An 18799-nucleotide genomic window follows, 5' to 3' on the forward strand; every position below is an offset into this window, starting at 1 on the left:
CGTTTTGGGGAATTGGAGGAAACATCAATGAAGAAGGTTTTAATCACTGGCGCTCTAGGTCAAATTGGCTCAGAGCTAACGACAACGTTGCGTGAACGCTATGGCGCTGACAACATCATTGCAACTGACATTCGTAGAGCAGACAGTGAAGTCGTAACAGGCGGCCCGTTTGAAATTTTAGATGTCACAGATTATAACAAGATGTATGAACTCGCTCAAAAGTACGAAGTTGATACGATTATGCATTTAGCCGCTCTATTGTCAGCTAAAGCGGAAAATAATCCGAAATTTGCATGGGACTTAAACATGGGCGGACTCGTCAATGCGCTTGAGGTTGCACGTGAGCTAGAGCTTAAATTTTTCACGCCAAGTTCGATTGGTGCATTTGGTCCGACAACACCTAAATTTAAAACGCCTCAAGATACGATTCAGCGTCCAACGACGATGTATGGGGTGAATAAAGTATCAGGCGAGTTGCTTTGTGATTATTATTTTAACCGTTTCGGAGTCGATGCTCGTGGTGTTCGCTTCCCTGGTCTAATTTCATATGTGACAGAACCAGGCGGCGGGACGACAGACTATGCTGTTGAGATCTACTACGAAGCGCTTAAGAATAAAAAGTACACCTCGTATATAGCTGAAGGTACTTACATGGATATGATGTACATGCCAGATGCAATCAATGCGATTATTCAGCTGATGGAAGCTGATGCGGGTAAGCTTGAACATCGTAACGCGTTTAACGTAACCGCGATGAGTGCAGCTCCAGAAGATTTTGCTCGAGCGATTCAAAAACACATTCCAGAGTTTGAAATTGATTACGATGTCGACCCAATCCGTCAGACGATTGCGGAGAGCTGGCCAGACTCGATTGATGCCGAATGCGCAGCAAACGAGTGGGGCTTTAAACCAGAATTCGATATCGATAAAATGACAGAAGATATGCTTAAAAAGTTAAAAGAAAAGTTGGGCTAAAGCGCCCAACTTTTTTATTTTATGAAGTTTCTCATTTACGTTAGAATTGTCCATATAATCAGCAAGAGTGTTCATATTTTGCCATGAACTGTTCGTATTATCGAAAAGTTTGTTCATATTTCAGCATAAATTGTTCGTATTACAACCTAAAGTGTCTGTATTTAAGTTAAGATTGTTCATAAGAATGGTCAAATTGTCCGTATTTTAAAGTAAACCCTTGGACTTTAAGGCAACCTAGTTAAACACCTCATCTAAACGACTCGCATAAAAATCAAGTGCTCGTGAGAACTGCTTAATCGATTCATCATCAGTCGTCTCAAGCAATTTCTTCAACACAAATTCCATAGCCAAATCTGTATCCCCTAAGTTATAAAGCGTCATCGCAAAGAAAATATAAAACGCATTGTAATCAGGATATTCACTCATCCCAATCTCCAATGTTTCGCGAGCCTGTTCATACAAGCCAACCGCACGATAACTACTGCCAAGGCATAACAATGCATCTCGACGCATCTCACCTTCAAGGCCTAACTCTAAAGCTTGTTTATAAAAACCAATAGCTTGCGGCTCCATATCGTTTTGATCATGTATATAAGCAGTTTCTAATAACAGTTCGGCGTTTTGGTCATCTTTTTCTAATAATTGAAGCGCGAGATTTCTCGCATCATCGTAATTTCCCTTTTCTCTAAGTGCTTTTACTTCTTCTAAACTCATGATTTTAACTCCTTTCTAACTCAATTGTATAGCTCACCCAAAGACTAGGCAAACTAAAATTGGGACTTAGCTTTAAATGAACTCAAATGTACTTAAATTTTTTTAAAATATATCCTTAAACTATGTAAAACCTATGAGTAGGTATCAAATCCTTTAACATAGTTCAAAATCCTGTTTTGACTAAATTTCGACAATTCACTACAATATATTTTGTGTGAAAAAATTCGAAGGGCGAAACACCTTCGTTTTTGTAAAATAATAGGAGGAACATGATGAAAATAAAAGAAAAGTATCACTCGGAGGACTATCTGGGTAAAGGAGTCCAAAAGACCGCTTTATTTATTAGTGGTGGATTTTTAATTTTATTCTTTTTACTAGCTTTTTTAGCACCTGACTTTACAGAGAAAGCTGTTGGTGCTTCATTTGACTGGTCAGCTCAATTTTTTGGTTTGTTCTGGCAGTTATTAATGTTAGCAACGCTAATTGTAGGGTTACTACTTATGTTTACGCGATATGGAAGAGTTAAGTTAGGTAAACAGGAAACCCCTGAGTTTTCTAATTTTCGCTGGATTGCGATGGTTTTAACGACATTACTTGCAAGTGGTGGTGTGTTCTGGGCAGCAAGTGAGCCAATGTCACACTTTATCACGACGCCACCGTTGTTTAGTGCAGAGAACTTAAGTGCGTGGGATCGCGCCGTTCCTGGTGTTGCTCAAGCATTTTTCCATTGGGGATTTTCTGCATGGGCCGTATTAGGTACAGTTGCAACGATTGTATTGATGTACGCTCATTATCATAGAGGAATGCCTTTAAAGCCAAGAACGATTCTATATCCGTTAATTGGAGATAAAGTATTCAAACGTTACAACTTCTTTGGTTTAACAGCTGATGTGACGTCAATTATCGCTGTTGCTGCGGGTACTATTGGAGCAATTGGCTTCTTAGGCCTACAGGCGGCTTATGCTTTCGAACAAGTGACAGGCATTGAAAGTAATTTGTTCATGCAGATTTTATTTATTGTAATCTTAATTGGAATTGCAACGATTTCGGCTGTTACGGGTGTTGACAAAGGAATCCAGCTATTAAGTCGTTTTAACGTAGCGTTTGCCGTTCTGCTCATGGTGATCATTTTAATTGTTGGACCTACAGCGTTTATTTTAGATATTTTCATTACAGCAGAAGCTTTCCAACTACAAAACTTCTTAATGATGAGCTTAACTCGTGGTGATGAAACGTGGTTAGCATGGTGGACCGTCTTCTTCTGGGGTTGGTTTATCGGTTTTGGCCCAATGATGTCGATCTTTATTGCACGTATTTCACGTGGACGTACAATTCGTGAGTTAATTGTAGCTGTAGCCATAATTTCACCAATTGTCAGTAACTTATGGTTCGCAACACTAGGTGGATCTGGTGTATTCTTTGAAATGCAAAATTCAGGAATTATATCAGAGCCTCTGCAAAATGTTGGTCAGGAAGCAGCCGTTATGGCAATCTTGAACCAACTACCAATGAGTGCAGCCTTTGCGGTTGGATTTTTAATCATTACCATCGTGTTTGTGGCGACTACGGCCGACTCAATGTCATACGCATCAGCCGTTGCCGTTACAGGTAATGATAACCCTAGTAAGTATATCCGTGTGTTCTGGGCACTTATTTTTGGTGCAGTTGCAGTCGCACTTCTAACGTTAGGTGAAGGTAGTATTGGTCTACTACAAAACTTCATCGTCGTATCGGCAGTGCCGGTATCATTACTACTACTTCCGCCAGTTTGGGATTCCGTTAAAATCGCAAATAAAATGGCTATTGAACAAGGAATTAAAAGTAAAGACGATCGTAGTAAACTATAAAATATAAAGCACTCCTCAACTGAGGGGTGCTAATTTTATGGGACAATATGCTTAAACAAAACTTAGCGTGGTATACTACCATTAGAAAATGAAAAAGGGTGATTCGAATGGAAGCAAAACCTTGCATCAATTCTTTAACAGTTAAAAACTCACACGTTCTCCCGCCAGATACCAATAGTCACGGTACATTATTCGGTGGACAACTCATGGCTTACATAGATGATGTGGGGGCCATCGCGGCAACGAGGCACGCACGCATGCCAGTTGTGACAGCTTCGACTGACTCGGTTGACTTTTTACATCCAGTTAAAGAAGGTAACACTATTTGTCTAGAGGCTTTTGTGACTTATACGCATCGCACATCAATGGAAGTGTTCGTTAAGGCCATTACAGAAAACTTACTAACCGGTGAGCGTCAAGTCTGTACAACAGCGTTTTTAACGTTTGTTGGGTTAGATGAAGATGGAAGCCCTACAGAAGTACCACCGGTTTACCCTGAATCAGAAGAAGAGAAGTGGCTTCACAATGGGGCGGCGGCACGTGCTGAATACCGTCGTAAGCGTCGCAAGGATTCAAAAGAGTTAGCAGACCGTTTTGGTGCCGATTTCCCATGGGATCCCACAACGAATCGAAAGGCCTAATTGACTTTACTTATAGCACCATATAAAATGAACGTATAATAGAAATTGTTGGTGTTAACATGAAAAAGTCATTAGAAGCGGGAATCGGAAAGTCAGCTCTTCAGTTAGTATTAGCTAGTAGCCATGAGATCGAAGAGGCCGAAGCTCGCGTCACTGAATCAGGTTTTCATTATTGTTTAGGAAAAACAGGATCGATGGATATGCAGAAGGTCGTCTCAGCGATTGAAACAGCTGCCAAGCGCCATCAGATTATTGATGAAAAACTATACCGAGAAATGCACGCGCTATACCATGCCATTTTAGAAGCGTTAGAAGGCGTCACAAGAGGCCAGGTGTTACTAGGAGATGTGATGCGAACAGTTGGACTAAGGTTTAGCGTCGTACGCGGGATGCCTTATGAAAATGAGGCAGAAGGTGAATGGATTGCTGTAGCGTTATATGGAACCATTGGCGCGCCTATTAAAGGGCTAGAGCATGAAACAACAGGTCTCGGTATTAACCACATTTAAATAGAAACGCCCAGAGCGATGAGATAATAGGGGGCTAACCTTCAAGGAATACCTTGAGGGTTAGTCCCTTTTTGTCTATTAAAGGAGTGATGACATGGAGTTAACCGGATCTAATCTGGATTTAGAAAAAGTAAAACAAATTGTAACAGGTTTTGAAACCGTTACCATATCAAAAGAGAGTTTAGAAGAAGTTAAGAAAAGTCGGAAGGCTGTTGAAGATTACTTAGACCAGCATCAAGTCATTTACGGAATCAACACAGGATTCGGAAAATTTAGCGATGTCGAAATTGAGGACGGAGATCTTGATGAGCTTCAGTTGAACTTAATTCACTCGCACGCATGCGGAGTGGGTGAGCCTTTTTCAGAACAAGTAAGCCGGGCGATGATTTTACTTCGCGCCAATGCGCTTTTGAAAGGTTACTCAGGGGTTCGGCCCGTCATTATTGAAAGATTAATAGATTTACTGAATCACCGAATTCACCCTGTTATTCCTCAGCAAGGTTCATTAGGAGCAAGCGGGGATCTCGCTCCACTTGCGCATTTGGCATTAGTTTTGTTAGGTGAGGGTGAAGTCTATTATCAAGGCGAACAAGTGCCAACGATGATCGCATTTAACCAAGAAAAGTTAGAGCCTGTTCAGTTAAAAGCAAAAGAAGGTCTGGCTCTGATTAACGGGACCCAGGCCATGACCGCAGTTGGCGTTTTAGCTTACCTTGATGCTGAAAAAGTATTAACGTATTCAGAAAAAATTGCCGCCATGACGATGGAGGGTCTCGAGAGCATTACGTGCGCCTTTGATGACCTCATTCACATGGCGCGAGGGCACGCCGAACAGAGAGAAGTGGCAGAAAGAATGCGTGAGTACTTGAAAGGAAGTCAATTAACGACCAAACAAGGTGAGAAGCGAATTCAAGATGCATACTCCATACGCTGTATTCCGCAAGTGCTGGGAGCATCGTGGCAAACACTTGGTTACGTTAAAGATAAGCTCGAAACCGAGATTAATGCAGCAACTGATAACCCGCTCATTTTTTCTGATGAAGGAAAAGTATTATCTGGAGGAAACTTTCACGGCCAGCCGATTGCGGTTGCGATGGATTTATTAAAAATCGGCATGAGTGAAGTCGCGAACATTTCAGAGCGCAGGATAGAGCGTTTGGTTAATCCGCAGCTGAATGACCTGCCGCCGTTTTTAAGCCCAGAACCAGGACTTCAATCTGGCGCGATGATTATGCAGTACACAGCCGCATCCCTCGTATCAGAAAACAAAACCCTTGCCCACCCTGCAAGCGTGGACTCGATTCCGTCATCAGCGAATCAAGAAGATCACGTTAGTATGGGGACAATAGGAGCGAGGCACGCCGCACAGATTATCGAAAACGTTCGTCGCGTGGTCGCAATCGAGTTTATTTGCGCCATGCAGGCCGTGGAACTGAGGGGCGGACCTGCTAAGATGGCCGAGACAACTCGAGTTCTTTACGAGGCGGGGCGCGAGGTCGTACCGAGTATTAAACGAGATCGGGTGTTTTCGAAGGATATTGAGGCACTTCAAGAATGGTTGAGACAGTAAAATTCACGCATTTATCGTATGTTGAGTGGAACTGTTCGTATCTTTGAACTAATTGTCCGTATATCAGAGTGAATTGTCCGTATTTAATAAGAAAGTGTTCGTATCTTGCTATAAACTGTCCGTATTTAAAACAAAAGTGTTCATATACTTGATTAAACTGTTTGCATTTACAAGAGAATTGTTCATATTTTGATAGAAAGTGTCCGTAATCATGTATTTTAAAATAGTTTTCTAGATCAAGGAGGAGTATTACATGTCAAATCCAGTTAAAACAATCCGTGCACCACGAGGGACTGAACTGAATACGAAAGGGTGGGTCCAAGAAGCGGCTCTACGAATGCTGATGAACAATTTGGACCCAGAAGTTGCAGAAAATCCTGATGAGCTAGTCGTATATGGGGGTATAGGAAAAGCTGCTCGTAATTGGGAAAGTTTTGAAGCGATCGTTGCGACACTCAAAAATTTAGAAGAAGATGAAACACTACTCGTTCAATCGGGTAAGCCGGTTGCGGTCTTTAAATCCCAAAAGGATGCGCCTCGCGTGTTACTCGCTAACTCGAACCTCGTACCGGCGTGGGCGAATTGGGATCATTTCCGCGAGCTAGAGAAGAAGGGCCTCATGATGTACGGCCAAATGACAGCGGGAAGCTGGATTTACATTGGGACTCAAGGTATTTTACAAGGAACGTATGAAACATTCGCTGAAGCGGCTCGCCAGCATTTTGATGGTTCACTACAAGGTACGCTTACGGTCACTGCTGGTCTTGGCGGCATGGGTGGCGCACAGCCACTTGCGGTGACGATGAATGATGGTGTTGTGATTGCGATTGAGGTGGATGAAACGCGCATTAAGCGCCGCATTGAACACCGCTATTTAGACAAAATGGCAACAACTCTTGATGAGGCTCTCGACATGGCGAAACAAGCCAAAGCAGCAGGCCAGCCGTTATCGATTGGCTTACTTGGAAATGCTGCAGAAATTTTACCTGAACTCGTAAAACGAGGGGAAATGCCGGATCTAGTAACCGACCAAACGTCAGCGCACGATCCGCTGAACGGCTATTTACCTGCAGGTTACACCATGGAACAAGGTGCAGAAATCAGAAAGTCCAACCCTGAAAAATATCTCAAAGACTCTCGCTCTAGCATTAAATCTCACGTTCAGGCGATGCTAGATTTACAGAAAGCAGGAGCCATCACATTCGACTACGGAAACAACATTCGTCAGGAAGCTTACAATGAAGGTTTAGAAAATGCCTTCGACTTCCCTGGATTCGTTCCAGCGTTCATTCGTCCGCAGTTCTGTGAAGGGAAAGGGCCTTTCCGCTGGGCGGCGTTATCAGGTGACCCAGAGGACATCTACAAAATTGATGAGGTTCTTTTAAAAGAATTCGCGTACAACGAGCACTTATGCAAGTGGATCCGCATGGCGCGAGATAAGGTCGCTTTCCAAGGGCTGCCATCTCGAATTTGCTGGTTAGGCTACGGCGAACGTGCGCGTTTCGGCAAAATTATTAACGACATGGTTGCAAAAGGCGACATCTCAGCTCCTATTGTCATTGGCCGTGACCACTTAGATGCAGGATCTGTCGCATCGCCAAACCGTGAAACGGAATCGATGAAAGATGGAAGCGATGCAGTTGCGGACTGGCCGATTTTAAACGCGCTGATTAATTCTGTTAACGGTGCGAGCTGGGTATCGGTTCACCACGGAGGCGGAGTTGGCATGGGCTACTCACTACACGCTGGGATGGTGATTGTCGCAGATGGAACAGATGATGCAGCTGAGCGTTTAGAACGCGTGCTGACATCTGATCCTGGTATGGGCGTAGCGAGACACGTCGATGCGGGATACGAGCTCGCTGAACAAACGGCCCGCGAGAAAGGCGTTCACATTCCAATGCTTGATGAAAAATAAACACTCACACCCGCGCAAGATTCAGGCGCGGGTTCTAACAATCAAAGGAGGATACACATGGCACAGACCACACTACTTTATAATATTGGACAACTACTCACCATGGATCAGCACGAAGGCCCGGTTCGCGGTGAAAACATGAGCAAACTCGATGTTAAAGAAAACTATGCGATTTTAATGAAGGGTGGTAAAATTGCAGAAATCGCGCCCACGAACGAGTTGATCAACTCCGAAGCGGATGAAAAAGTCGACTGCGAAGGAAAGCTCGTCACCCCTGGCCTTGTCGAACCACACACGCATTTAGTATTCGGCGGTTCTCGTGAACACGAAATGGCTTTAAAGCAACAAGGCGTTCCTTACTTAGATATCTTAAAGCAAGGCGGCGGCATCTTATCAACGGTTCGTGCAACGCGAAAAGCAACGGAAGAAGAGCTTTACGAAAAAGCAATGTTTCATTTAAACCGTATGGCATCGTACGGCATTACAACGGTTGAGGCGAAAAGTGGTTACGGCATGGACAAAGAGACGGAGCTAAAACAGTTGCGCGTTGCGAAAAAAGCAGGGGAAAACCACTCACTTGATTTGGTGTCTACTTTCCTTGGCGCCCATGCGATTACGGAAGAGTACAAGGACAATCCTGATGCCTTACTAGGCGAAATGGCAGCACTTTTTGATCAAATCAAAGAAGAAAACCTCGCTGAGTTCGTCGATATTTTTACTGAAACAGGTGTGTTTACGATTGAACAATCTAGACGTTACTTACAAAAGGCAAAAGATCACGGCTTTGATGTGAAAATTCATGCAGATGAAATCGACCCACTTGGCGGAACGCAGCTTGCTGTAGAACTTGGTGCAACAACAGGCGATCATTTAGCTGTCGCAACCGATGACGGAATCAAACAGCTCGCAGGATCAGATACAATCGGCGTACTGCTTCCTGGTACGATTTTTTACTTAGGAAAAGGTGAATTTGCACGCGCGCGAGATATGATCGAAACGGGCGCTGCAATAGCCATTTCAACGGACTTTAACCCAGGCAGTAGCGTGACAGAAAACATTCAGCTCATCATGTCACTCGCAGCCCTTAAGATGAAAATGACACCAGAAGAGATTTGGCATGCCGTAACGGTCAATGCGGCTCATGCGATTAACCGTGGAGAAGAAGCGGGGCAAATTAAAGTAGGCCGCAAAGCTGATGTGGTTATTTGGGATGCACCGAATTACCTTTACATTCCTTACCATTACGGCGTGAACCACGTTAATACGGTCTTTAAAGCCGGTCAAAAGCTATACCAGCGAGGTGATTTACTTGTCTAGGTATATCAAACCAGCTGGACAGGCGAAGTTCGTTGATCGTTACACGAAAAAGATGAATGAATTACTTGTTGATCTTAACGTGCATGAGGGTTCGGTAAAATATGGATTGATGGGGGCACCACTTTCTAAACCGTCGATCAGTCATTCGGGTGCGTCGATGGCTCCCGGGGCCATTCGTCAGGCCATGGGAAGCTACTCAACGTATGCGAATCATACCGATCAAGATTTACGTGATACACAAATTGTAGACTTTGGGGATGTCGTGATGCATCCGACTGATATAGTGGAATCACAAGACCGAATCTATCAATCGGTAAAAGACGTAATCCAGACGCACAATCCAGAGTATTTTATTTTATTCGGGGGCGATCATTCAGTCAGTTTTCCGTCAATAAAAGCATTACACGAAACAAAAGGGAAGGTGGGCGTCATTCAGTTTGATGCCCATCATGACCTGCGAAATTTAGATGACGGCGGGCCGACGAACGGAACTCCTTTTCGCAGATCGATAGAAAATAGCGTATTAAAAGGTGAGCACATCGTTCAAATCGGGATTCGTGATTTTACCAATGCCAAGGCGTATGCCGATTACGCCGTGAAGCAAGGCGTTAAAGTCTACACGATGCAAGATGTGCTACAGGACCGAATTGAATCGATTATACGTGAGTCTATTAACTATTTAAAAAAACGAGTTGATTATATCTATTTATCCGTCGATATGGATGTATTAGACCAAGCCTTTGCGCCGGGGTGCCCGGCAATCGGCCCAGGCGGCATGGACAGCCAAACGCTCCTAACAGCCGTTCAAGAAGCGGCGAAACATCCGATGGTTAAAGGGATGGATATCGTTGAAATTGACCCGACTTTGGACTTTCGTAATATGACTAGCCGGGTCGCAAGCTATGTGCTGTTTTCTTTTCTTAAGTCAAAAGACCTAAAAATTTAGAGGATTAAATACTTGTCATGTCGAATAGAATTATACGAGTATCGAAAACCGTATAATAAACTATTGGAGTGAACCGACGTGAAAAAGATAAAAAGATGGAGTCTAGGTTTGGTGATCACCTTGGTCGGGTTAGTCGGGTACTTTGTAGTAGAAGCGGCAAGTAATGAGGTCGAGTTTACTAGTGTGAGTCACGCTGGTGTGCAGCACAATTTACTTGTAGAACATGAGTACATTTACATTGGAAAAGAATTTGAATGGACTGGAGAAGGACTTCCTACGATAGAAGACATTAACATATTAACGAATGAAGGCGAAGTTCTTGAAGCGGATGATTCGGACATTCAAATAAAGCTATGGATTGATGAATCCAATCAAACCCAAATTTTGTACGGTGATATGAGTGAAAAAGATTTAGAGAGAATCTCAAATTACCAGAAGGTTAAAGGGTATCAAATGACAAAGCCTGAAATAACCTTAGTCATGCAAGTCAAACTCAAAAACCCGAGCTACCAGAATCACCTGAAATCCTTTATGATCGAGTATAGCCAAGACGGCAAAGCTAAGAAGCAAGAAGTTCCACTTAAAAATTTCATCTTTCATTAAGGTTAGGTCATGAGGCCTGACCTTTTTATTTGGAAAAAAGTTTTATTTTTCTTACAATGAATTTGAGGTGATTAGATGAAAAAGAAAGAAATCCAAGAACGAATCGATGAATTAAAAATGGATTACATCCGAATTCAAGGAGATCTCGATAAATTAGAATCAACCGGCGGAAACGTCACCATGTTAGAAAAAACATTATCACGCATGGAAGATGAACTAAACGAACTAAGACAACAACTAGCAAAAGCAAGTGAATAATAGGTAGATTAATAGACCTTGTCCTAAGAAATTTGGGGCAAGGTTTTTGTTTTGTTTAGTTGTTCTTAATAAAGAACGGAGTAAAACGAAGAAAAGGTTAGGAATTTTAAGGAAAAAGGGTCTTGTTCTTTAAAAAGAACAATATTTGTTCATTATTTAGAATATTTGGGCTTTTTTCGGGTTTTGCATATCTGAGCGGCAAGTCTATACTATTCATATATTCATTATAACGAACATATAATTAATCTTGTGTTCATTACATAGAACGTTCCCGGCTAGGAGGGATCATTATCCAAATGAGAAAAAGTCGATTAACTGCGAGAAGGAAGAGAGAGTTGAAGAAAAGTTTATTCATCAAACCTTTAATTGGTCTATATCTGTTATTTCTGTTTTTATCATCGATCGCTGGTTCAACTGAAGCGGCTTTTAATGATGTGGAAGAAATATCTGCTTCATTAAAAGTGGGTTGGGAATTAGATGAAGACGAAAAGTGGGATAAAAGTTCTTTAACTTTTGATGGTCAAAAAGTTGGAGGAAATTGTGATCGTATTTATGCCTATGTCAAGAACGGTGGCGACGGTGATATGGAAGTGCCTTGGGGTTATCAGGTCATCAAAATATCTCAAGGTAATGATGGAGATGTAATACACGAAGGTGAAACACCATTGATAGATTCTGGTGATTCTGCAGAGCTAGCTTATGAAGGTGAACTTGAAAATGGAAAATACAAATTTAAGTTTGTAAGACCTGAAGGGCACCCTGGTGGAGATAGTGGTGGATTTAGTGGAAAAATTCATGTTACCGATTGTGCCGATCAAGAAGAACCTGGAGAAGATAAAGAGAAAGACAGTGGATCACCAGACGATGTATGCGATGAAAATCACCCTGGCAACCCACAAGCTTGTGATGATTCGCAACAAACAGATGAAGGTGATGGAAATCATCAAGAAAACGTAAGCAAAAAAGAATCGAATGATTCAAAAGATAAATCTGTAGAAGAAAAACAAACAAAGGAAAAATCAAAAGCTGATTCAGAAAACATGACTGAACAAAAAGAGAAAGCTCCTAAAAATACAAATAGTGGTGAAGAACAAACTACTCAAACTGAGGAAGCAGAAGACACGAAAGATCAAGAGAAAGAAGAACAGCAAGGTACTAATAGTGCTGAAACGGAGTCTACTAATAACAAGGAAAATAAAGAATCGGAGTCAGATGAACCTGTAGAACAAGAAAATAATACTAACGTAGATAGTGAAGAAGGAAATACTGAAAACTCAAAGGGTGATAACGATGAAAGTCAAGATAATTAAATGGGGCAATCGAACCATTAACTTTCTATTAATTGCTGCATTCTTGTTTACATTCGTATTAGTAATTTCAAATTTGATGAGTGATGGCACTCCAAAAGTGTTTGGGCAAGAACTTAAGGTCGTCTATTCAGGATCAATGGAACCTGAAATTAAAACTGGAGCAGTTATTGGGATTAAACCAGATTTTGAGGTTCGAAACCTTAAAGAAGGCGACATCATTATGTTCCAACAAAGAGAAAATCATTTTGTGACTCACCGAATTATAGAGGTTTTAAATAACGATGGGCAGCTAATGTTTAGAACTCAAGGTGATAACAATGAGTTCGCAGATGCTAACGCTGTGCTTCCAGCTAATATTTACGGTGTTCATGAAGGCATCAATGTACCTTATTTAGGCTATGCAATGGATTTTGCGAATTCTAAATTTGGATTAGTCACATTAATGTTTATTCCTGGATTTTGGTTATTGTTCAGCTCAGGAAAAACTATTTATCTAGCTATAAGAGAAGAAAAACAGCAAAAAGAAGAGTCTAGTTCAGAACCCGCAGAAAATATTTCATAGTGTTTTACCGTTAAAGCTCTTAGCTTTTGACGGTGAATTAATAAATTATTTATTGCCTTGGGAGAGGTAAAAGGAGGAATTATTTTGGATATCAAAAAGAAACTTGGTATCGGTGTACTAACAGGTGCACTAGGACTATCACTAGTAGGAGGAGGAACATGGGCTGCGTTTAACGACGTGGAGGAAACTCAAAACCTATTTGTAACAGGAATACTAGATTTACAAATTGGTGAACAAACCACGATTGATTTTCAACTTGATAACTTAAAGCCAGGTGATCACTGGTCTGAAACACTTGTACTTAGAAATGGCGGTACGCTAGATATCAATCAGATTTTAACAACCATTGAAGTTGGTGGTTGGAATAATGAAGATGCATTAGACCTTAATACGAAGCTTTGGCCTGGTGCGGGAGACAATGAATTAGAAGATTTCTTAGCACAATTCGAAGTATCAATTAGTAGAGATGGTACCCATCTAGTGACCACAACTTTAGATCAATTAAACGGTATTACCAATGCAGAGATGACGGGAACAGATGCTGCAACAGCTGCATTAAATCCGGGTGATGAAATTTCATATGAAGTTTCATTCTTATTCAAAGAAGTAGATGAAACATTTGATAATTCTCGTTTCCAAGTTCAAAACAAATATCAAGATGAAGAAGCCGAAATCTCTATGAAGTTTGAGGCGACTCAAATGCCTGGAGAAGAAAGAGGAAATGATATGGACTTTGGAATTGAAAGCAACGGAGATCTTAACAGTTTAGTAGAAGGCCAAAATAAATAAGGTTTGGGGGAGAGATAGATGAAATTAAAAAAGAAATTAATGATGGGTTCAATGTCAGCTGCTATGGGTTTATCTTTAGTAGCTGGTGGAACATATGCAGCGTTTAACGATGTTGAAGACACGAGTGCAGCTTTTGCGGCTGGTACTCTGGAAATGGATTTAGAGCAAGTGGCTGAAGGTAAGCCATTTACGTTTGAGGTGGTCAATTTAAAGCCTGGTGACACGATGACTAGAGATATCAAATTTGTTAACAAAGGTTCTTTAGCAATTAAAGAAGTTTTAATGGCTATTGAAAATATGCAATTTGCTAGTATAGGTACTGTTCTTGGTGATGAGCCTCAAGCAGAAATGATGTTCCCTGGTTCAGGAGATTCTTGGTTTGATAATGTAAATACAGATCCACTAGCTTTCTTAGATCAATTTAGAGTTTCAATCATCACTTTAGGAGCTGAAAGTGGTGGCGATTATCAAAAGGAACTATTGGGTCAAGATGATAATGTAACATTAAAAGACTTCTATTTAGCATCTGATTCACTGAATAGCAAAGATGCATCTTCTTCACAAATTAATGCTGCCAGGTCTAAAGTCTATGATGCTATTAACCATAAAAACTACATTAAAGGTCATCGTTTAAATGTTACAACAGAGACTAATAATGGTTGGGAAGGACTGCCTGTAGACCCGACTGATCCAGATGTGTTACGTTTGAAAATTGAATTTATTGATGATCAAGATAAAGATGAGTATGGTGAATATGAACAAAACATCTATCAAGCTAATGGTGCAATGCTAACATTCTCATTCGAAGCTACTCAGTGGGAAGGTCAAGAAATTACTGAAGATGATTTAGGTGAGAATGGTTACATTGAAACAAACGAACAAGCAAATAACGGTGAGTAATCTTTTTAGGTAGGGTCTCCCCCTACCTCATACATATCTACTGAGGAAGGAGGCAGTACATTGGCTAAAAGAATCATCTTTATATTCACGTTAATTGGTGCTTTAGTTTTTGGCCCATCTCAAGTCTACGCCGATGATGTCTCGATTAGTTTGAATGAGGAATTTTTATTTAAAGTTGAAAATCTTAAACCTGGGGATTATATGATTCGTAATCTAGTGGTCGAAAATGATGGAGATTATGATTACTATTTTCATTCGATTGCTGAGTCTACTGGAGGATCTGAAAAGTTATTTAATCAATTTCAGTTAACCGTGACGGACTCTTCTGGTGAACTTATTTATGACGGAAGCTTAGCAGGTTTTAACGGAATGGAGTCTCGCTTATTAAAAATAGGTGAATCGGAGGAATTTGAATTTAAAGCAACATTCCCTTACGAATCAGATAATTCATTCCAAGGTTTAAGCACTGAATTTAACATTAAGGTTTGGGCTGAAGCTGAACCTCCTCAAGAGAATCAAGAGGATGTTGTAGGTTCAGATACGAATGTTAAAGGTAGCGGCTTCCTTCCTCAAACTGGTGAAGAAATACCATACTTATTTTACATCATTGGGGGAACGTTCTTAATTAGTGGTCTTGCGCTATACTTAGTAACCCGCAGGCTTTCTAGTGATAAGAAGTGAAAAAGCTGATTGCTATTCTATTTATCTTAGTTGGTATCGGGATTATCGCTTTCCCTCATATACAGAAACAAATCTATGCGTCAAAGCAAGATGAGCTCGTTCGTGAGTTTCAAAATTTGGATCAAATTTTCACTGAAAACCAAGAACGGGATGAAATTGAGGTGAGTGGCAATGGACCTGCTGAGGGTGAGCCCGAACCAGAAACTAAATCCCTTGATGCTGGAGTCGTTGGACTCCTGCATATTGAAAAAATTAATCTCACTGTTCCTATGCTTCAGGGAGCAACAGATAAGAACTTAGATCTTGGACTCGGTATTATGGAAGGAACGAGTTCACTTGGTGAAATTGGAAACACTGGTATTGCCGGACACCGAAGTTATACGGAAGGCCATCTATTTAACCGGCTAGACGAAGTAGAGATCGGTGATCGGGTTAATATTGAAACACTGGAATCGAACCTGACTTATGAAGTCTATGATACTCAGTTAGTAACGCCAGATGATGTGTCGGTGTTAAAACCAAATGGTGATGATTCTATTATTACGCTGATTACTTGCGAACCGATGTATAATCCAACCCATAGGATTATCGTTCATGCAAAAAAGGTTTCAGATTAAAACTTAAGGCAGGTCCACTTTATTAAAGGTGGGCTTGCTTTTATTTTACAAAACAAAAAACCGCCATCTCTGGCGATTTACTCATCTTCATTCTTTAGTTTCCATTTATTAAACTCTAGGAAGTTTTTAAACTCTTCCTTAGAGACTCCTGAATTCATAGCCTCTTTAACTAGCTTTTCCCATTCTGTATCAAGTCCTGATTGTCCTTCTTTTACCGTATCTTTAATCAAATGGTCAATTGTGATGCCGAGTTCTGATGCGACTTTTTCTAAAAATTGAACAGATGGGTTTTGTTGGATATTGCGTTCTAGGGCACTCAAATACGATTTAGCCACGCCCGCGCGTTCAGCTAGCTCGGTCAATGACAGGCCCTTTTCTAGTCTATATTTTTTTACGCGTTCACCGATCATGTGGGAAAACTCCTTAACGAATGACACTATATTTTTATCTTATCAATAATATAGCATATTTTTATGTATAAAGTTAGGTCAATTCTTTATTTTCGTTTTATTTTTTTACATAGTCTTGTTAAGATGGTAGTGTTAGAAAATTTATCTGACTAAAGTGAGTGTTACAACATGACAAAAGAAAAGTGGTATTTTATTAACACGAAAGCGCATGACGCCGCTTATAACATGGCATTTGACGAGTGTCTTTTGCGCTGGCATAGTCAAGGTGATATTCCGCCTGTTTTAAGGTTTTACACGTGGACGCCTGCTGCGATGTCGGTTGGGTATTTTCAGAAGGTTGACGGGAAAATACATACAGAGAATGTTAAGCGCTACGGATTTGATTTCGTTCGCCGATTAACAGGTGGTCGTGCGGTCTTGCATGATCATGAATTAACATACAGCGTCGTTGTGTCTGAAACTCATCCTAAGATGCCGAAAACAGTTACGGAGGCTTACCGCGTGATTACGCAAGGTTTGCTTGAAGGCTACCGGTTACTCGGAATTGATGCTGATATGGCGGTCCCTGAAGGTAAGCTACAGCGTACGGGTTCTGCGGTTTGTTTTGATGAACCATCGTGGTACGAGCTTGTAATCGGCGATAAGAAGGCAGCTGGTAGTGCGCAGACGCGTAAGCAGGGGGTCATTCTCCAGCACGGATCGGTTCCAATTAGTATGGATGACGATGTTTTATTCGACATGTTCGCATATCCGGCTGATGAGGTTCGTGAGCGAGCGAAGGCGAAGTTTAAAGAGAAAGCGACGTCAATGGAAGCGTATTTAGGCCGAAAACTGACGCTTGAGGAAGTGGAAGAGGCCTTTCACCAAGGGTTTGAGAAAGGTTTAGATATAGAGTTAGTTCCTTTCAAGCTAACACCTGAACAAGAGCAAGAGGTTCAGACGTTAGCGGAAGAAAAATATAAGAATGATGAGTGGAATTTTTCACTGAATAAAAAGGGAGTCAAATAAATTTAAGAAGGGGTGGCATGGATGGCGAAAAACAATGAATACGTCAGAAAGCCGGAATGGTTAAAAATTAAGCTTAACACGAACAAGAACTACACAGGTCTTAAAAAAATGATGCGCGAGAAAAATTTACATACGGTATGTGAGGAAGCGCGTTGTCCGAACATTCACGAATGCTGGGCGGTTCGTAAGACCGCTACATTCATGATATTAGGTAAAGTTTGTACGCGTGGGTGCCGTTTCTGTGCGGTACAAACAGGGCTTCCAACTGAGATTGATTGGCAAGAGCCGCAGCGTGTAGCAGAGTCTGTTGAAATTATGGGACTTCGCCACGCAGTTATCACAGCGGTTGCGCGTGATGATTTGAAAGACGGAGGCGCAGGAGTTTTTGCCGAAACAGTTCGTGCGGTACGTGAACGTAATCCTGGTACAACTGTTGAAGTTCTGCCTTCTGATATGAAGGGTGACTACGAAAGCCTTCATACACTTATGGACGCGAAACCAGACATTTTTAATCATAACATCGAAACGGTTCGCCGCTTAACACCAACTGTACGTTCGAAAGCGACATACGACCGTTCGTTAACGTTGCTAAAGCGTGTTAAAGAGGTCGCGCCTGATGTTCCGACGAAATCAAGCATCATGGTTGGTTTAGGTGAGACAAAAGAAGAGATCCTCGAAGCGATGGATGATCTATTAGCACATGACGTGGATATTCTAACAATTGGTCAGTACTTACAACCAACACGTAATCATTTAAACGTCGTTCGTTACTACGAGCCACAAGAGTTTGCGGAACTGCGTAAGATTGCCTTCCAAAAAGGCTTTAAGCACTGCCAGTCAGCACCACTTGTTCGTTCATCTTACCATGCAGATGAGCAAGTCAGTGAAGCTGCTAAACAGCGCCGTGAACAATTCGAAAAACATTACATGAAAAACCCATCTTAATGAAGTTAATCCCCCTCAATCGGCTTGAGGGGGATTTTCTGTGACTTGCAGGTATATGTTGATGAAATTTAACGAACCTCTCAGTCCTAACCGACCGATAAATTAAAGAAAGTGATTGATAAATTTCAAAAAGTGATTGATAAAATCAAAAAAGTGGTCGATATTTTAGAAAAACTGGTGTTCTGTAAAGAAAGTGGACACAATTACTCAAAATTTTTTTGATGAGATGATCAACCATCGCAACTTGACATTGAGCCTCTGATTGCGTGCTGTTTAGCC

Annotated in this window: 20 protein-coding genes; 18 read left to right on the forward strand and 2 right to left on the reverse strand. The window is 41.3% G+C overall.

The features are described from left to right. Positions 1-27: 27 nt before the first annotated feature. Positions 28-975, forward strand: a complete 948-nt coding sequence (locus ACFSW4_RS08575) for an L-threonine 3-dehydrogenase (RefSeq protein WP_054754752.1) — start codon at positions 28-30, stop codon at positions 973-975. Positions 976-1209: 234 nt separating this feature from the next. On the opposite strand, the gene ACFSW4_RS08580 is transcribed toward ACFSW4_RS08575, so the two are convergent. After that, positions 1210-1689 carry a tetratricopeptide repeat protein gene (locus ACFSW4_RS08580; RefSeq protein WP_377328696.1) on the reverse strand — a complete coding sequence of 160 codons (480 nt, stop codon included), beginning with the start codon at positions 1687-1689 and terminating at the stop codon, positions 1210-1212. 269 nt (positions 1690-1958) lie between these two features. Here ACFSW4_RS08580 and ACFSW4_RS08585 point away from each other — a divergent pair, with 269 nt between their 5' ends. From ACFSW4_RS08585 to ACFSW4_RS08655, 15 genes are all read left to right on the forward strand, one after another. Then, the gene (locus ACFSW4_RS08585; protein ID WP_377328698.1) at positions 1959-3536 is read left to right on the forward strand and encodes a BCCT family transporter; all 1578 of its coding nucleotides are present in this window, start codon (positions 1959-1961) and stop codon (positions 3534-3536) included. 107 nt (positions 3537-3643) lie between these two features. Beyond that, a complete protein-coding gene (locus tag ACFSW4_RS08590; protein ID WP_377328700.1) occupies positions 3644-4177 on the forward strand; it encodes an acyl-CoA thioesterase in 534 nt (177 codons plus the stop codon). A 59-nt stretch (positions 4178-4236) separates the two neighbouring features. After that, positions 4237-4686: a hut operon transcriptional regulator HutP gene (hutP, locus tag ACFSW4_RS08595; RefSeq protein ID WP_054754754.1), complete on the forward strand. Its 450-nt coding sequence runs from the start codon at positions 4237-4239 to the stop codon at positions 4684-4686. Between the two features lie 94 nt (positions 4687-4780). Then, positions 4781-6256 carry a histidine ammonia-lyase gene (hutH, locus tag ACFSW4_RS08600; protein ID WP_377328702.1) on the forward strand — a complete coding sequence of 492 codons (1476 nt, stop codon included), beginning with the start codon at positions 4781-4783 and terminating at the stop codon, positions 6254-6256. A 253-nt stretch (positions 6257-6509) separates the two neighbouring features. Further along, the gene (gene hutU / locus ACFSW4_RS08605) at positions 6510-8174 is read left to right on the forward strand and encodes a urocanate hydratase (RefSeq protein WP_377328704.1); all 1665 of its coding nucleotides are present in this window, start codon (positions 6510-6512) and stop codon (positions 8172-8174) included. Positions 8175-8231: 57 nt separating this feature from the next. After that, positions 8232-9491, forward strand: coding sequence for an imidazolonepropionase (gene hutI / locus ACFSW4_RS08610; protein WP_054754755.1), 1260 nt, complete (start codon positions 8232-8234; stop codon positions 9489-9491). Further along, on the forward strand, positions 9484-10437 hold the full coding sequence (gene hutG / locus ACFSW4_RS08615) for a formimidoylglutamase (protein ID WP_377328706.1): 954 nt from the start codon (positions 9484-9486) through the stop codon (positions 10435-10437). Before hutI ends, hutG begins: the two co-directional genes overlap by 8 nt. A 78-nt stretch (positions 10438-10515) precedes the next feature. After that, a complete protein-coding gene (locus tag ACFSW4_RS08620) occupies positions 10516-11040 on the forward strand; it encodes a hypothetical protein (RefSeq protein ID WP_377328708.1) in 525 nt (174 codons plus the stop codon). A gap of 75 nt (positions 11041-11115) precedes the next feature. Beyond that, positions 11116-11298 (forward strand): SE1832 family protein, encoded by a 183-nt coding sequence (locus tag ACFSW4_RS08625; RefSeq protein ID WP_054754758.1) that lies wholly within the window; start codon positions 11116-11118, stop codon positions 11296-11298. Positions 11299-11594: 296 nt separating this feature from the next. Beyond that, entirely contained in the window at positions 11595-12608 is a 1014-nt protein-coding gene (gene tapA / locus ACFSW4_RS08630) for an amyloid fiber anchoring/assembly protein TapA (protein ID WP_054754759.1), read from the forward strand. Then, on the forward strand, positions 12589-13170 hold the full coding sequence (gene sipW / locus ACFSW4_RS08635) for a signal peptidase I SipW (protein WP_054754760.1): 582 nt from the start codon (positions 12589-12591) through the stop codon (positions 13168-13170). Before tapA ends, sipW begins: the two co-directional genes overlap by 20 nt. An 84-nt stretch (positions 13171-13254) precedes the next feature. Beyond that, a complete protein-coding gene (locus ACFSW4_RS08640; protein WP_054754761.1) occupies positions 13255-13959 on the forward strand; it encodes a TasA family protein in 705 nt (234 codons plus the stop codon). Positions 13960-13977: 18 nt separating this feature from the next. Beyond that, the gene (locus tag ACFSW4_RS08645; RefSeq protein WP_054754762.1) at positions 13978-14859 is read left to right on the forward strand and encodes a TasA family protein; all 882 of its coding nucleotides are present in this window, start codon (positions 13978-13980) and stop codon (positions 14857-14859) included. A 60-nt stretch (positions 14860-14919) separates the two neighbouring features. Then, complete coding sequence (locus ACFSW4_RS08650) at positions 14920-15540, forward strand: TasA family protein (RefSeq protein WP_054754763.1); 621 nt, start codon at positions 14920-14922, stop codon at positions 15538-15540. Beyond that, entirely contained in the window at positions 15537-16157 is a 621-nt protein-coding gene (locus tag ACFSW4_RS08655) for a class D sortase (protein ID WP_377328710.1), read from the forward strand. The genes ACFSW4_RS08650 and ACFSW4_RS08655 overlap by 4 nt, the downstream gene beginning before the upstream one ends. A 77-nt stretch (positions 16158-16234) precedes the next feature. Here the strand turns inward: ACFSW4_RS08655 and ACFSW4_RS08660 are convergent, their stop codons facing one another. Then, positions 16235-16567 carry a helix-turn-helix domain-containing protein gene (locus tag ACFSW4_RS08660; RefSeq protein ID WP_054754765.1) on the reverse strand — a complete coding sequence of 111 codons (333 nt, stop codon included), beginning with the start codon at positions 16565-16567 and terminating at the stop codon, positions 16235-16237. 168 nt (positions 16568-16735) lie between these two features. On the opposite strand from ACFSW4_RS08660, the gene ACFSW4_RS08665 reads away from it, so the two are divergent. Continuing rightward, entirely contained in the window at positions 16736-17575 is an 840-nt protein-coding gene (locus ACFSW4_RS08665) for a lipoate--protein ligase family protein (protein ID WP_377328712.1), read from the forward strand. Positions 17576-17596: 21 nt separating this feature from the next. Beyond that, positions 17597-18520, forward strand: a complete 924-nt coding sequence (gene lipA, locus ACFSW4_RS08670) for a lipoyl synthase (protein ID WP_054754766.1) — start codon at positions 17597-17599, stop codon at positions 18518-18520. The last annotated feature ends 279 nt before the right edge of the window (positions 18521-18799 follow it).

The sequence above is a fragment of the Piscibacillus salipiscarius genome, from assembly GCF_042685285.1.
Classification (GTDB): Bacteria; Bacillota; Bacilli; order Bacillales; family Alkalibacillaceae; genus Piscibacillus; species Piscibacillus salipiscarius.

Excerpts from the sequence above, each read along its gene's own strand:
- hutU (WP_377328704.1), top strand. The coding sequence starts at position 6,510 with ATGTCAAATCCAGTTAAAACAATCCGTGCACCACGAGGGACTGAACTG.
- ACFSW4_RS08580 (WP_377328696.1), bottom strand. The coding sequence starts at position 1,689 with ATGAGTTTAGAAGAAGTAAAAGCACTTAGAGAAAAGGGAAATTACGAT.
- ACFSW4_RS08665 (WP_377328712.1), top strand. The coding sequence starts at position 16,736 with ATGACAAAAGAAAAGTGGTATTTTATTAACACGAAAGCGCATGACGCC.
- hutI (WP_054754755.1), top strand. The coding sequence starts at position 8,232 with ATGGCACAGACCACACTACTTTATAATATTGGACAACTACTCACCATG.
- ACFSW4_RS08585 (WP_377328698.1), top strand. The coding sequence starts at position 1,959 with ATGATGAAAATAAAAGAAAAGTATCACTCGGAGGACTATCTGGGTAAA.
- hutH (WP_377328702.1), top strand. The coding sequence starts at position 4,781 with ATGGAGTTAACCGGATCTAATCTGGATTTAGAAAAAGTAAAACAAATT.
- ACFSW4_RS08625 (WP_054754758.1), top strand. The coding sequence starts at position 11,116 with ATGAAAAAGAAAGAAATCCAAGAACGAATCGATGAATTAAAAATGGAT.
- ACFSW4_RS08590 (WP_377328700.1), top strand. The coding sequence starts at position 3,644 with ATGGAAGCAAAACCTTGCATCAATTCTTTAACAGTTAAAAACTCACAC.
- lipA (WP_054754766.1), top strand. The coding sequence starts at position 17,597 with ATGGCGAAAAACAATGAATACGTCAGAAAGCCGGAATGGTTAAAAATT.
- ACFSW4_RS08575 (WP_054754752.1), top strand. The coding sequence starts at position 28 with ATGAAGAAGGTTTTAATCACTGGCGCTCTAGGTCAAATTGGCTCAGAG.
- hutP (WP_054754754.1), top strand. The coding sequence starts at position 4,237 with ATGAAAAAGTCATTAGAAGCGGGAATCGGAAAGTCAGCTCTTCAGTTA.
- tapA (WP_054754759.1), top strand. The coding sequence starts at position 11,595 with ATGAGAAAAAGTCGATTAACTGCGAGAAGGAAGAGAGAGTTGAAGAAA.
- ACFSW4_RS08660 (WP_054754765.1), bottom strand. The coding sequence starts at position 16,567 with ATGATCGGTGAACGCGTAAAAAAATATAGACTAGAAAAGGGCCTGTCA.
- ACFSW4_RS08645 (WP_054754762.1), top strand. The coding sequence starts at position 13,978 with ATGAAATTAAAAAAGAAATTAATGATGGGTTCAATGTCAGCTGCTATG.
- sipW (WP_054754760.1), top strand. The coding sequence starts at position 12,589 with ATGAAAGTCAAGATAATTAAATGGGGCAATCGAACCATTAACTTTCTA.